The following is a 14,622-nucleotide window of genomic DNA, read 5'->3' as shown; positions in this document are numbered from 1 at the left end:
GCGCTTAGCTTTTAGTAACGGCTAATCGTTATCTTTACCACCTTAATTTTTTAGCATGGTCAACCAGTTAAATCGCCCTGTTCGTGTATTGGTAGCTAAAGTCGGCCTCGATGGGCACGACCGCGGCGCCAAAGTGATCGCTGCCGCCCTCCGTGATGCCGGTATGGAAGTTATCTATACCGGATTAAGGCAAACCCCTGAAATGGTGGTCAATGCCGCTCTCCAGGAAGACGTGGACGCCATCGGCATCAGCATCCTTTCCGGTGCACATATGACGGTTTTCCCTAAAGTAATAGCCCTGATGAAAGAAAAAGGACTGAACGATGTACTGCTTACGGGCGGCGGTATCATCCCCGATGCAGACATGCTGCAGTTGCAGGAAATGGGCGTCGGTAAACTGTTCCCTCCCGGCACTCACACCAAAGATATTTCCGATTATATCACCACCTGGGTGGCCGGGCACAGAAATTTTTAAATTTTTTTTCGTGTAGCCGTAACATTTCTAAAGGCGGGTCGTCTTCCGGGTATAATATCACCAGAAATCTAAAAAACCACAACCGCCATTTTTATGAGATACAAGTTATACCCAGTCCTGTTACTGTTGCTTTTAGCTGCCACAGGTGCCTTTGCCCAGGAGCATACAGATTCCACGGCTTCCACTGCCGCTTCCGATGGTAAAGTGTCCATCTCCTTCGGAAAATATCCCAAAAAACGGGACAATGTATATGTTACCAGTGGCCTGTCCGGCATGTTGTCCTTCGCAGATATGAAACTGAATGGTGAACATATGCGCAATATTCCGCGCTTCAGCTTCATTTTTAATTATCATGTGAGCTTCAACAAGGACTTCTCCCGGCACTTCGGCGCCTTTACCGGCCTGGAATTCAAAAACATCGGGCTGATTTCCAAACCGACAGATTCCCTGAAACTGAAACAGCGCGTGTATACAATGGGGGTACCACTCGGCTTAAAAATCGGGGATGTTACCGGCGGCGCCTTTTTCTTCTTCGGCGGAGAGCTGGACCTGGCCCTCAACTACAAGGAAAAACAGTTTGTAGACGGTAAAAAAGTACATAAGTTCAATGAGTGGTTCAGCGACCGCACCCCGCTGATCATGCCATCCCTGTTCGCAGGCCTGCGGATACACGGCTTCGGACTGAAAGTACAATACTACCCGCAAAACTTCTTTAACCGCGATTTCAGCACCGGTCCTACCGGTAGCAAAAGTTACCCCTACAGAGGTACAGAGGGCAACCTCGTATTTGCCACCTTCGGTTATACGTTTAAAGGCGTGAAATATTTCAAAGTGCCGAAGAAAAGACATTACATGAAAATGAAAAGCGGAAAAGCGGAAATTGAGGTGAACTATTAGGCACTTAAAGTGTTATCTTTTATAACGTCCCGTAGCAGATAAGGTGCTACGGGATTTTTTTATGCCATTATCAACCGGATACTCTTATGAAGAAACACTTCCTCCTTTTCACCATCATTTCCCTGTTGACCCTCTCCGTCCGCGCACAGTTTGAAATAGGCGTTTCCGGCGGATACGTCAACAACTACGTACACACCAACGCCGGCTACCGCGCTTTTACCCAGTACCGCCAGTATAGCGGATTTGTTGCCGGCCTGGTACTGCAATATCATGTCAATGACTGGCTGGCGGTACAGGCTGATCCGTCGTATATCCGCAAGAGTTATGAACTGCGCCGCGATCATTTTTTCGATGGTATCTACCAGTATAACCTCAACGGCTATCTGCAGTTACCCCTGATGGCGCATTTTTCCTTCGGCGGCGAAAAACTAAAAGGTTTCCTCAATGCCGGAGGCTATGGCGCCTACTGGATAAGCGGCCGTATCAAAGGCGCGATGTCCAATGTTTTCAGCAGTACGCCGGATGTGCCGGACAATGAGCAGACATCGGATTATTTCCGGTATAATGAGGCGTATCGTTATGATGAGAAATATACCTTCGACAGCCGCCGTGATCGCCGTATGGAATGGGGCCTGGTGGCCGGCGGCGGGGTGGAATATCTGCTGCAGCAAAGGTTCCGCCTTTTCGTGGAAGCCCGGTATTACTACGGACTAACCGATCAACAGAAAAATTACATGATAGACCAGGTTCCCCGTTACAACGATACCTACGTCTTACAGGCAGGATGCCTGGTTAACCTCCACCGCCTGTTCCACGGCGATGCTGAATAATTTGTTGCTCACCTTTAATTTTTTGTATGAAGATGAAAAAATCTCCTGTTATATATCTCCTGCCCCTGCTGTTGATGTTGATGATGACCGCCGCCTGCCGGAAAGATCTGCCACAGCTCAATGATCCGCGCGACTATGTCAGCGCTAATTTTAATGAAGTGTTTGATGCCTTCTGGACCGGCATGAACAACAACTATGTTTTCTGGAATATTGATACAGTCAACTGGGACCAGGTGTATCGTACCTATAAACCCCTTTTTGCAAAACTGAATGTCAATGATTCCAATGATGTCCGTAAAGCGTATACTTATTTTAAGCAGATGACCGCCGGACTGGTGGATTCCCACTATGATATTTCTTTTGCAGATACCTGGCTGGCAGATTCTGCATCAGTTAACCCGGCTTTTCAACGGAAAATAGCCAACCCGGATTTCCACCCCCCTATCAGTATTTTCCATTTTTATGACACCATTCCCCGTCATTATCTGAGTGCCGGTGTACGCGGATTTACCAATACGCCAGATAAAAAACAGTATGTGGCTGTTTCCGGGACCATTAACCAGAATATCCTGTACCTGTTTTTCAGCGGATTCAACCTTAAAACGCTGTTCAATACAGATACTATGAACGGTGTAAAGAGGGTGGAACAATATTTCTTCGACAACCTGGCCCAGCGTACCGACCTGAAAGGCGTCATTATCGATGTCCGTGGCAACGGCGGTGGAGATCTGGCCGATCTGAATTTCCTGCTGGGAAAAATGACTACCCGGCAGCTGCAATTTGGCTACACCCGGTCCAAGCAAGGCAATGGCCGGCTGGATTATTCCCCCTGGGCGCCGGCTTATGTAACACCGCAGCCGGGAGCCAAGGCGGTCACGGTGCCTATTGTCATGCTGGCGGACGCCTGGTCGGTGAGCATGGCTGAGATGACGACCATGGCTGTTAAAACCATGCCCAACGGTCATTTTGTAGGGGAGCGCACCTGGGGCGCCAATGGGCCACTAACCGGCAATAAATTCTATAATGGCGGCCAGTTCAGTACCGGCTGGCTCAACCTGGTATACACCTCCTCCCTGATGTTTAAATATAAGGATGGTACTATCTATGAGGGGGTAGGTTTTCCGCCGGACATTACCGTTCCCTACAACCCGGCCGCGCTGAAAATGGGCCGCGACCTGCAGCTGGAGGCAGCGCTCAACCTGATTCATTAGTTATCGAATATTGCTTAATATTGATAAACTAAAAATGAAGGCCATGTACCAGACACTCTCTACCCAACTGGATAATAATATTTTGATTGTCACGATCAACCGCCCGGAAAAGATGAACGCCCTGAATCAGCAGATGATGGCAGAACTGGGACTGGTGATTGATGAGATTTACCGTAACAAAGACATCAAAGCTGCTATCCTTACCGGCTCCGGTGAAAAAGCCTTTGTAGCCGGCGCAGATATCAGCGAATTCCTGACACTTTCACCAAAACAGGCGGAAGAACTGGCTAAAAGCGGCCATGTGGTGTTTCAGCGGATCGAATACTCTTCCAAACCTATTATCGCTGCGGTGAACGGCTTTGCACTGGGAGGCGGCTGCGAGCTGGCTATGGCCTGCCATTTCAGGATAGCCAGTGAAAACGCCAGATTTGGCCAGCCGGAAGTAAACCTGGGCCTGATCCCCGGCTACGGCGGTACTCAGCGCCTTACCCTGCTGGTTGGTAAAGGAAAAGCTACAGAGCTGATGATGACCGGCGACATGATTACTGCCGCAGACGCCCTGTCCTGGGGTCTGGTAAACCATGTGGTGAAACAGGAAGAACTGCTGCCTAAAACGATCGCTATCCTGCAGAAAATACTCACCAAAGCGCCGCTGGCCGTAGGCCGGGTGGTAAAATGCGTGAATGCCGCTGTGGACAAGGATGTTGACGGATGGGAAACCGAAATCCGTGAATTCGCGGCCTGTTTCGCTACCAAAGACCTGCAGGAAGGCGCTGAAGCGTTTATTCAGAAAAGACAGGCAAATTTTAAGGGAGAATAACCAGAACAGTTTACTTTTGCTGCATTAATTCATAAATGCTTAAGCCATGGAATTTAGAATAGAGAAAGACACGATGGGTGAGGTACAGGTGCCTGTAAACGCCTATTACGGTGCTCAAACACAGCGCTCCATTGAAAATTTCAAGATCGCCCAGGACATCAACAGAATGCCCAAAGAAATCATCAGGGCATTTGCTTACCTGAAGAAAGCGGCGGCGCTCACCAATCTCGACGCGGGTGTACTGCCTAAAGAAAAAAGTGATCTGATTGGTCAGGTGTGCGATGAAATACTGGCCGGTAAACTGGACAACGAGTTCCCGCTGGTAGTATGGCAAACAGGTTCCGGTACCCAGTCCAATATGAACGTAAACGAAGTGGTAGCTTACCGCGCCCACGTTATTCATGGCGGCCAGCTCACGGATAAAGAGAAATTCGTTCACCCGAACGACGACGTTAATAAATCTCAGTCTTCCAACGATACCTTCCCTACTGCCATGCATATTGCGGCGTATAAAATGCTGGTGGAAACAACCATCCCCGGTATTAAAAAACTCCGTGATACCCTGGCAAAGAAAGCCGAAGCCTTCAAACATGTGGTGAAAATCGGTCGTACCCACTTCATGGATGCTACCCCACTCACCCTGGGCCAGGAAATCAGTGGTTATGTAGCGCAGCTGGACCACGGTCTGCGGGCAATTAACAATTCCCTGCCTCACCTGAGCGAACTGGCATTGGGCGGTACTGCAGTTGGTACCGGTATCAATACCCCTAAAGGTTATTCCGAAAACGTAGCGGCACATATCGCCAAACTGACCGGACTGCCTTTCATCACTGCTCCCAACAAATTTGAAGCACTGGCTGCACACGATGCTATCGTGGAAGCCCATGGTGCCCTCAAAACAGTTGCCGTAAGCCTGATGAAAATCGCTAACGACGTACGTATGCTGAGTTCCGGCCCCCGCGCTGGTATCGGCGAAATCCATATCCCGGACAACGAGCCTGGATCTTCCATCATGCCGGGTAAAGTAAATCCGACCCAATGCGAAGCCCTGACCATGATCGCGGCACAGGTAATGGGTAACGATGTGGCTATCTCTGTCGGCGGCGCCAACGGCCACTTTGAGCTCAACGTGTTCAAACCGGTGATGATTTATAACTTCCTGCACTCTGCCCGCCTCATCGGCGAAGGCTGTGTGAGCTTCAACGATAAATGCGCTGAAGGCATCGAACCTATTGAAGCGAATATCCGTAAACATGTGGAAAATTCACTGATGCTGGTGACTGCCCTTAATACCAAAATTGGTTATTACAAAGCAGCAGAAATCGCACAGAAAGCACATAAAGAAGGTACCACACTGAAAGAAATGGCCGTGAAACTGGGCTATGTTACTCCCGAACAATTCGATGAGTGGGTAGTACCCGGTAATATGGTCGGCGATATCAAATAAAGAATCCGATTATCATACTACGGATTTGTGTGGTGTCAAAACCCGCAAATCCGTATTTTTTTTAACCCTGTATTAACTAACGGAGATGGATATACTTTTTTTTAGCACGCAGCCCTACGACATTACCTACTTTAACCTGGCCAATGCGCAAAATACCCACCGGTTCCGTTTCCTGGAATCTCCGCTTAATGAAGATAATACCGCACTAATTAAAGCGGAAACTGCCGTCTGTGTATTTGTGAATGATAAGGTAGATGCTGCCGTTATCCGCCGGCTGAAAGAGAAAGGCGTCCGGCTGATCGCCTTGCGCTGCGCAGGTTTCAATAACGTGGACCTCAAAGCTGCGGAGGAAGCAGGTATAAAAGTAGTGCGGGTGCCGGCGTATTCGCCACACGCAGTCGCGGAACATGCGGTCACTTTGTTACTGGCATTAAATCGTAAAATCTACAAATCGTATAACCGTGTACGTGATAACAACTTTACGTTAAGCGGACTGGAAGGATTTGATGTTTATGGGAAAACCGTCGGTGTAATTGGCACCGGTAATATCGGCGCCGTATTTTGCCGTATTATGCTGGGCTTCGGTTGTAAAGTGCTGGCAAACGATGTACACAATAACGAAGAACTGGTAAAGGCCGGTGTTACCTATGTATCTGCCGAAACCATCATGGCCGGATCAGATATCATCTCGCTGCATTGCCCGCTGACACCGGATACCAAACACCTCATCAACGCCCATACCATCAGCCAGATGAAACAGGGCGTAATGCTGATCAACACCAGCCGCGGCGGCCTGATTGATACCAAATCTGTCGTGGAAGCACTGAAGAATGGGCATATCGGCGCACTCGGTATTGATGTATATGAACAGGAAGAACAACTGTTTTTCCAAAACTTCTCCGGTACTATCATTCAGGATGATGTGCTTTCCCGTCTTACCACCTTTCCCAATGTACTGGTAACCGCCCATCAGGGCTTCTTTACCAGGGAAGCATTAACACAAATAGCCACCACTACACTCGATAATATCACTGCTTTTGAAAAAAATGAACCGTTGAGAAATGCGTTGTAAACAAAAAACCCGGGGTTGCAACCCCGGGTTTTTTGTAAAGATTATTTTTTAAACACATTATCATACGTAATCGTCAGGTAATACAACCCTCTGATGGTAGGACCGCCCACATACTGGAAATATGCTGTATTCAACAGGTTGGAGGCGCCCAGTTTAAATGATGTTTTGATTTTGGGCACCCGGTAGGTCACCTGCGCATCTACGGTGCTGTAGGCAGGTACATCGGCATTGCCGAAGAGGTTCTGCCAGTAGAAAGTATCCTGCCAGTGCCATACTACGTTGAAGCCTATATTTTTATAGAGATTGCGGTTGCCGATACTGATGTTGGTAAACCATTCGGGGGTGTTGAAGCCTGGTACGAGTGCATCGTCTTTGGTTTTATCCTGTGCCAGTTTGTTGAAGTTGACGTTACCGCTAACGGTATAACTCTTATAAATATCATAGGTAACCGCTGCTGCGAAACCGTAGTTGTTAACGGTGGATTTACTGTTGGTCCACACGCGGTAACGGTTTTGCAGGCTTTTGTCAAGCATCTGATTCAGTACGGCGGCATCCGGTGAGTTTACATTACCGGTTTGAGGTACTACCGCTTCAATCTGACCGATGAAGTTTTTATAGGAGCTATAATAACCATCCAGGTCGATGAACAAGCGATTGTCCAGCAATACGGCTTTATAACCGGCTTCAAAAGAGGTGATTTCTTCCGGCACAATGGGGTCCAGGTTGGCCACTTTCAGCAGGCCGGCATTTTTAGCGGCGGCAACGTCTTTGGTCACATGCTCTGAATTGATGGTTTTATTAACCGCCACATTGAAAGCATCTACCGAGGTGGTGAGATAGGAATTTTTAAAGTACCCCAATCCTTCTTCGATAAAGGCGAGGCCGCCTACGCGCCGTACCTGTCCGTTATTCACAAAGGAAAATGCTTCAAACAGGGAGGGGAAGCGGAATCCATTTTGCCAGGACAAGCGGAAGTTGTGTTTGTCTTTGACGGTGTACACTGCTGCGATACGCGGGTTTACCTTACCGGCGAATTTTTCGTTTTTGTCGTAGCGTAAAGAGCCGGTGAGTTTCAGCGCGTCATTGAAGAAAGCTTTGCTGATTTGGGCGAAGCCGCCGATTTTACCATACCAGATATGTTTTCCGCCTTCCTGGTTGCGTTTATCCAGCGGCCGGGTGAAATCCACGAAGTTGTTACCATCGGGGATGATCTCGTAGGTGCGGTAGTCGGCGCCTACCAGGAGGTCGGCGAAGTGCACGTATTTACGCAGGTTCCAGGTGCCTTCTGTATGGTAAAAGCGGCTTTCCTGTTTGAGTGCGGCGCCACCGGAGGTGTTTTCGGGGTTTCTGGAAGTAGGATAAATGTCCCAGTCGTTGATAGTTTTGATTTTATCCCGTTGTGCTTCAAAGGCAGGCGTGCCTGGTTCAAAGCGGCCGGCATCGGCGAAGGCACGGGCTGCCTTATGCGCGGCTACCAGGTCCAAACCTTGTGTCAGCGCGTTATTGAGACCGGTGGTATAGTCTTTCTGCCATACTTTATCTGTTTTGAAAGATTTCTCCAGGTTATCGGCCAGCGGGTTCATATTGTAGGACTTGCCGGTATTTTCGATGGAAACATATGAACGTACGGTGAAGTCGGGGTGTACCACTTCCAGTTTGTGATTGGAAACAGTCACGCCTCTGAGACCGATACGGTTGCCCCGTTGGAAGAAGCCGTCCATCTGGCCCCAGCGGCTGGCGAGGGAGATCTCCATTTTGTTCCGCAGGCGGAAGTTAAGGGAGCCGTCTATTTTGGTATTGCGTACGGTATAATCACCTACGAGGTCTTTTTCCCAGTAGCCTGTGCGGTGCACGGTGTAAGCGCGGCCGTCTTTATCGGTGATGGAAATATTACCCTGGTCGGCGTATTTGTTCCAGTTATCGGCAGCGATGTTATTTTCACCGCTGAGCTGTGGGAAGTCAGGATTGATTTTGCTTTGCGGGGTGAAGTCATCGTGACTGTCGGCGTACCAGTCGGTACCCTGCATATAGCTGGCATTGATTTTCCAGGCGAAAAATTTGGAGTAGGCCTGTGCATAACGTACAGCCGTTTCCGTGAGTGGCTTGGGACTGCTGCCTTTACCATCGAAGTGGTTAAAGGCTATTTTCTGGTAAACGCTCACACCCTGATAATCGAAGGGGTTTTTGGTTACCAGGTTGGACATACCATTGATGGCGTTCATGCCATACAAGGCGGAAGAGGCGCCGGGCGTGACTTCCACGCTTTGTATATCCAGCTCCGTAGGTCCGATGGCGTTACCCAGCGGTACGCCCAGGGTGGCTGCCTGGTTATCTACCCCGTCTACCAGCTGCATAAAGCGGAAGTTATTGGGTACGTTAAAGCCGCGGGTATTGAATACTTTAAAGGTGAGCCCGGCGGTGGTCATCTGTACGCCTTTGAGGTTACCCAGTGCGTCGTAGAAAGTAGACGAAGGTGTTTCTTTCAGGGCCCGGATATCCAGCTTTTCGATGGCTACCGGGGAACGCAGCAGTTTCTCCTGCTGGCGGGAGGCGGACACTACAACTTCGTTGACCAGCAGCGATTGTGTATACAGTTGAATCGCTACTTTACTGTTGCTGTTTTTGACGTCAAATTCCTGTGGCTGGTAGCCAATCAGGCGGATGACCAGTTTCAGCGGGAAGCGGGTATTGCTGGTTACCTGGAAATGGCCATCGGCATCGGTGATGGCGCCAAAAGAAGTGCCTTTTATCTGAACAGAAGCGCCTGGCAGGCCAATGCCATGATCGTCTGTAATTTTGCCTTCAATTACATAGGAGCCGTTGAGTTGTGCCTTTGATAGGGTTGGATGGAATACAAGTGCCAAAATCAGGATTTTGGCCAGTATCGGTAAGAACTTTTGCATGATTGGGTAAAAGTTATAACATTATGTAGATCCTGGAATGATGATAAAAATGGTAAGGAACGCTGAAAAGCCTTATGTAGCGCCTCAACATCGATGTAATAACATAGTATGTACAGATTTAAAAACCATATAGTCTATAGAATTAGTAGACAAATATAAAATGAGGAATGTTCATTTCAAAGCAGTGAAAAAAAATAAATTACAAGTGGTTGATAGTAAGGAACTTTGTAAGGAAGATATTTTAGCTGCCGGTGTCCGGGCTTAAACAGGCGCCGGGCTTAAATGAAAGCCTGCCGCATCAACATCTTAGCCCAGAGCTTCAGCCCTGGGCAACCTGGATATCCCCCCACCTGGCGGAAATATAAACCGCCGCTAAAATGCAAAAGGTTGACTCATTTCAGCCAACCCTTCCTGAAAATGGCATATCCATCTTCCTAAAAACAATCGGGGGATTTTCTGAATCCGATGAAATCGAAAATCAAAAATCCCCCGAAAAATATCTGTCTAAATGACTAAACTTCTAAATGACTCGGTGTTTTCTCCGGTGTTTTAGCTGCATGACGGGAAATAAACCGTTTCTGGAACAGCAGGATGGTGACTACACCAACAGAGATGGCAGCATCTGCGACGTTGAATACCGGGCGGAAGAACACAAAATAATCGCCGCCTTTGAAAGGTATCCAGCTGGGCAGGTAACCTTCATAGATGGGGAAGTACAGCATATCTACCACGCGGCCGTGGAGGAAACTGCCATAACCGCCGCCGGCAGGCATAAACTTCGCTACTTCGTAGCCGATGCTGTCGTTGAAAATAAGCCCGTAGAACATGCTATCTATCAGGTTGCCGGCTGCGCCGGCCAGGATCAGGGAACAGCAGATCAGTAAACCGGTGCTGTATTTTTCCCGGATAAGTTTTTTGATGTAGATGAAACCGGCAACTACCGCCACCAAACGGAAGGTGGTCAGTAATATTTTACCGAAATCGCCGCCAAACTTAAGACCATAAGCCATCCCTTCATTTTCAATGAAATGGATACGGAACCAGTTGGGGAAAATGATAAACTCCTGTTGCATGAACATGTGCGTCTTGATCCAGAATTTCAGTGCCTGATCAATGACCAGGATAAGGATAACAATAAAAACTACGTGACGATATTTCAATTGATATTAAAATTTTATCAAAAATAACAGATTATTTCAAAGTCCGAAGCCTGCAATATCATTATTCCTGGAAATATACCCTTTTTACCCGCTGTGAAATTCCTGTTAATATTTCATAGGCAATGGTATCCGCCCAGGTGGCCAGTTGCTGCACTGACAGCGCTTCACCAAAAACAATCACCTCATCGCCTTCCATAATATCAGGGATATGGCTTACATCCAGCATCAGCATATCCATCGCCACTACGCCGATAACAGGCGCCATTTTGCCACGGATCAGCATTTTACCAACACCTTTGCCCAGCCGGCGGGGGTATCCATCGGCATAACCGATACGTACCGTAGCGGTCACAGCAGGTGTTTTAGCGGTCCAATGGGCGCCGTAGCCTACAGTATCGCCGGGTTCCAGGTGTTTCAGCTGTGCCACGGTGGTTTTCAGGGTGCTTACATTCCGCAGCTGCTCCTGTATACCATTGCTGGAATCGAGGCCGTACATGCCAATGCCCAGCCTTACCATGTCCAGGTGAAGATCCGGGTGACGGGTAATAGCGGCGCTGTTGGAAATATGGCGGATGACGGTATAACTCAGCGCTTTCTGCAGCTCATGGCTCATTTCGTAGAACAGGCGGCCTTGCTGCTGGGTGAGTACATCTTTTTCCGGGTCTTCACTGGCGGCCAGGTGACTGAAAATAGACTGTACCTTCAACAGCTGGTTGGCTGTCAACGCCTGTGCCAGCTCTGCAATATCGTTTTTAACAAAGCCGAGACGGTGCATACCCGTGTCCAGCTTGATATGTATCGGGAATTCGGTTTTGCCGGCTGCACTTACTTCTTCCATAAACTGTAGCAGGATACTCATGGAATAGATCTCCGGTTCCAGATTCCAGTGCAAAATAGCATCGAAGCTGGCAGGCTCGGGGTTCATCACCATAATAGGCATGGTAATACCGGCCCGGCGCAGTTCCACGCCTTCATCGGCATAAGCTACCGCGAGATAATCCACCCCATGGAATTGCAACAGGTTGGCAATTTCAAAGCTGCCGCTGCCATAAGAGAATGCTTTTACCATGGCCATTAGTTTGGTGCCTGGTTTCAGCAGGGATTGGTACAGCTTTACGTTGTGGGCGATGGCGCTCAGATTGATTTCCAGGATGGTCTGATGGGCTTTTTGCTCCAGCAGTTTACCGATCCGTTCAAACTGGAATACACGGGAGCCTTTCACGAGGATGGTTTCATTTTCGAAATCATCGGCGTTGAACTGCTGCACGTATTCATCCGTGGTATTGAAGAACTGTGTCTTCAGGTTTTCCACCTGCTGGAAGCTTTTCTTTTCCCGGCCGATGTTTTTCCCGATGGCGATCAGTTTATTGATACCTTTTTTCTGCAGCAGGTCGGCCACTTCCTCATACAGGGTGGCGTCGCTTTTGCCGCTTTGCAGGATATCGCTGAGGATGACGGTGCGGGTTGCATGCTGTTGTTGCTGCTGGAGGAAATCCAGTGCAATCGTCAGGGAACCGAGGTCCAGGTTATAGGCGTCGTTGATGACAGAGCTGTTGTTGATGCCCTGTTTCAGTTCCAGCCGCATGGCGATGTTGCTGAGCAGATCCATCCGTTGCTGGATCACTTCCTGTTCCTTGTTCAGGTACAGCATGAGGGCCCAGCAGTGGATCGCGTTTTCCACGGAGCCTTCATCTACAAAGGGAATGCTGATTTGCAGCGTTTCCTGTTTGTACAACGCCTCAATACGGGTGTGGTTATCGTGTTTGTCGATGGTTACAATACGCAGGTCGGCGTCTGTTTTGCGGGACCAGGAGAACAGTTCCGGTCCGCCGCCGCCGCCTTCCTGGTTTTCTTTTTTACCTACCTGGTTGTGGAAAGACAATACACATTCGTTGAGGGCCAGGTAGTCTTTACAGTAAATCAGGATATCGCTTTTAGCAAAAAGTACCAGTTTTTCGTTGATCTTCTGCCGGATATTCAGAAATCCTTCGCTATGCGCTTCGCCGATATTGGTAAAGATGCCGATCGTAGGACGGATAATCTTCTCCAGGTTCACCATTTCTCCCGGTTGGGAAATACCGGCTTCAAAAATAGCCAGCTGGTGTTCGGGTTTCATCTGCCATACGGAGAGCGGTACACCTATTTGCGAGTTGTAGCTCTTCGGGCTGCGTACAATGTTGTAATCCTTTTCGAGCAACTGGTACAGCCATTCTTTGACGATGGTTTTCCCATTGCTGCCGGTGATACCGATAACCGGTATGTGGAAATGCTGTCGGTGAAATGCTACCAGCGTATGCAACGCCTGTAAGGTATCTTTCACCAGGATAAAGTTGGCTTTAGGATATTTTTCCAAAGGCACGGGCTCACTCACAATAAAGTTGCTGACGCCTTTACGGTAAAGCTCTTCAATATACTGATGAGCGTTGCGACGAGGGCTAACCAGGGGTACGAACAGCGATGTTTCCGGAAAACTCAGTTTCCGGCTGTCCAGTAAGAGATGCTCAATTTCAGAAAATCCGGTCTCTTGCAACAATTCCCCTTTGAGCGTCTTGTTAATGCTTGCTGCGTTATACACTTTTATCAGATTTGAATAATCACTAACATACTGCTATGACTCCTATAACAGCTGTTTTATTATTAGGCTTTTCTTTCAGGTAACTTATTTTTCTGATGATGACGGGAGTACCAGATAGACCCTCCCAGACAAAGAACAATCACTAACAACGACACATATACCGGTATGTGGATAAAGTAATCGGCCAGCATTTTTAGTCCTATGTATATCAGTATAATAGCTATTCCCTGCGGAAGATAATCGAATTTATCTACCGCACCTCTCAACAAAAAGAACAGGGACCTTAATCCCAGTACGGCAAATATGTTGGAGGTATATACTACTACCGGCTGTTGTGAGATGGCAAATACCGCAGGAATGGAATCCAGCGCGAAAATAATATCGGTTACGGCGAGCATCACGACTACTACAGATAACGTAGTCAGATACACCTTATTATTTTTGCGGACAACAAATTTTCCATTCACCTCCTCATGAGCCACCCGCAGGTATTTGTTCATAAACCGGTATACAATACTCTCTTCTGGTTTAAATTCATCCTCCGGCTTCGCCTTAAACATCTTATAACCCGTATACAACAGTATCAAACCAAAGATGTATAATATCCAGTGAAACTGGCTGATCAGCACTACTCCCACACTAATGAAAATGGCCCTGAACACAAGTGCCATCAGGATACCTATCAATAAGACACGTGAATAGTGTTCTTCCCTTACTTTAAAGAAACCGAAGATGAGAATAAATACAAAAATATTATCCATCGAGAGTGATTTCTCCATGAGATAAGCACTCATGAAGCTGATGGCTGTTTCACTACCATCTTCAAACCACATAAACCCAAAGAACAAAACGGCTAACCCTACCCAGAAAATGCTTTGCCATAAAGCGGTTTTAAGCGTTGTTTTGGTGTTCTTCTTACTGAATAAACCCAGATCAAAAACTAAAGCCAGGACTATCACCACGGTGAAGATGAGATATGTCCACTGGATAGGTGTCATTAAGCACGCACTTTTTGTGAGGAGCAAAGATAGGTATTTCTCCACGCAATGGGCTCGCAAAGACATATAAGAGAGCAAAGAGCGCCAAGAGATGCAGGTGAAATGCTTATCAGCCGGGTCGTAAAATGCATATAAAAAAAATAAAAAAGGATGACTTCGGTCATCTTTTTTATTGTATGTGTATAAACCTTAATGTCTTTACAGGTAATTGTTTCCTTCGCTTTAATCCTTTAC

General features: G+C 47.8%; 11 protein-coding genes. 7 read left to right on the top strand and 4 right to left on the bottom strand.

Going from position 1 to position 14,622, the window contains the following annotated elements; all coding sequences use genetic code 11:
- Positions 1-55 precede the first annotated feature (55 nt).
- From ICL07_RS12415 to ICL07_RS12385, 7 genes are all read left to right on the top strand, one after another.
- The gene (locus ICL07_RS12415; RefSeq protein ID WP_188088218.1) at positions 56-475 is read left to right on the top strand and encodes a cobalamin B12-binding domain-containing protein; all 420 of its coding nucleotides are present in this window, start codon (positions 56-58) and stop codon (positions 473-475) included.
- A gap of 93 nt (positions 476-568) precedes the next feature.
- Positions 569-1,372, top strand: a complete 804-nt coding sequence (locus tag ICL07_RS12410; protein WP_188088217.1) for a hypothetical protein — start codon at positions 569-571, stop codon at positions 1,370-1,372.
- An 86-nt stretch (positions 1,373-1,458) separates the two neighbouring features.
- Positions 1,459-2,202: a porin family protein gene (locus ICL07_RS12405; RefSeq protein ID WP_188088216.1), complete on the top strand. Its 744-nt coding sequence runs from the start codon at positions 1,459-1,461 to the stop codon at positions 2,200-2,202.
- 26 nt (positions 2,203-2,228) lie between these two features.
- Complete coding sequence (locus tag ICL07_RS12400; RefSeq protein WP_188088215.1) at positions 2,229-3,413, top strand: S41 family peptidase; 1,185 nt, start codon at positions 2,229-2,231, stop codon at positions 3,411-3,413.
- Positions 3,414-3,456: 43 nt separating this feature from the next.
- Positions 3,457-4,233, top strand: coding sequence for an enoyl-CoA hydratase/isomerase family protein (locus tag ICL07_RS12395; RefSeq protein WP_188088213.1), 777 nt, complete (start codon positions 3,457-3,459; stop codon positions 4,231-4,233).
- Between the two features lie 46 nt (positions 4,234-4,279).
- Positions 4,280-5,680, top strand: a complete 1,401-nt coding sequence (gene fumC, locus ICL07_RS12390) for a class II fumarate hydratase (protein WP_188088211.1) — start codon at positions 4,280-4,282, stop codon at positions 5,678-5,680.
- Positions 5,681-5,765: 85 nt separating this feature from the next.
- Complete coding sequence (locus ICL07_RS12385) at positions 5,766-6,752, top strand: 2-hydroxyacid dehydrogenase (protein WP_188088210.1); 987 nt, start codon at positions 5,766-5,768, stop codon at positions 6,750-6,752.
- 41 nt (positions 6,753-6,793) lie between these two features.
- On the opposite strand, the gene ICL07_RS12380 is transcribed toward ICL07_RS12385, so the two are convergent.
- The 4 genes from ICL07_RS12380 to ICL07_RS12365 all read right to left on the bottom strand — a co-directional run bounded on the left by ICL07_RS12380 (position 6,794) and on the right by ICL07_RS12365 (position 14,388).
- A complete protein-coding gene (locus tag ICL07_RS12380) occupies positions 6,794-9,655 on the bottom strand; it encodes a TonB-dependent receptor (protein ID WP_188088209.1) in 2,862 nt (953 codons plus the stop codon).
- 512 nt (positions 9,656-10,167) lie between these two features.
- Entirely contained in the window at positions 10,168-10,815 is a 648-nt protein-coding gene (locus ICL07_RS12375; protein WP_188088207.1) for a lipoprotein signal peptidase, read from the bottom strand.
- A 61-nt stretch (positions 10,816-10,876) separates the two neighbouring features.
- The gene (locus ICL07_RS12370; RefSeq protein WP_188088205.1) at positions 10,877-13,390 is read right to left on the bottom strand and encodes a bifunctional UDP-N-acetylmuramoyl-tripeptide:D-alanyl-D-alanine ligase/alanine racemase; all 2,514 of its coding nucleotides are present in this window, start codon (positions 13,388-13,390) and stop codon (positions 10,877-10,879) included.
- Positions 13,391-13,452: 62 nt separating this feature from the next.
- Positions 13,453-14,388 carry a TerC/Alx family metal homeostasis membrane protein gene (locus ICL07_RS12365; protein ID WP_188088204.1) on the bottom strand — a complete coding sequence of 312 codons (936 nt, stop codon included), beginning with the start codon at positions 14,386-14,388 and terminating at the stop codon, positions 13,453-13,455.
- Between the last annotated feature and the right edge of the window lie 234 nt (positions 14,389-14,622).

Origin of the sequence: Chitinophaga qingshengii, assembly GCF_014529935.1 — a bacterium.
GTDB lineage: Bacteria > Bacteroidota > Bacteroidia > Chitinophagales > Chitinophagaceae > Chitinophaga > Chitinophaga qingshengii.
The sequence above is the reverse complement of the archived record's forward strand: the minus strand, read 5'-3'. Positions and strand labels throughout refer to the sequence as shown.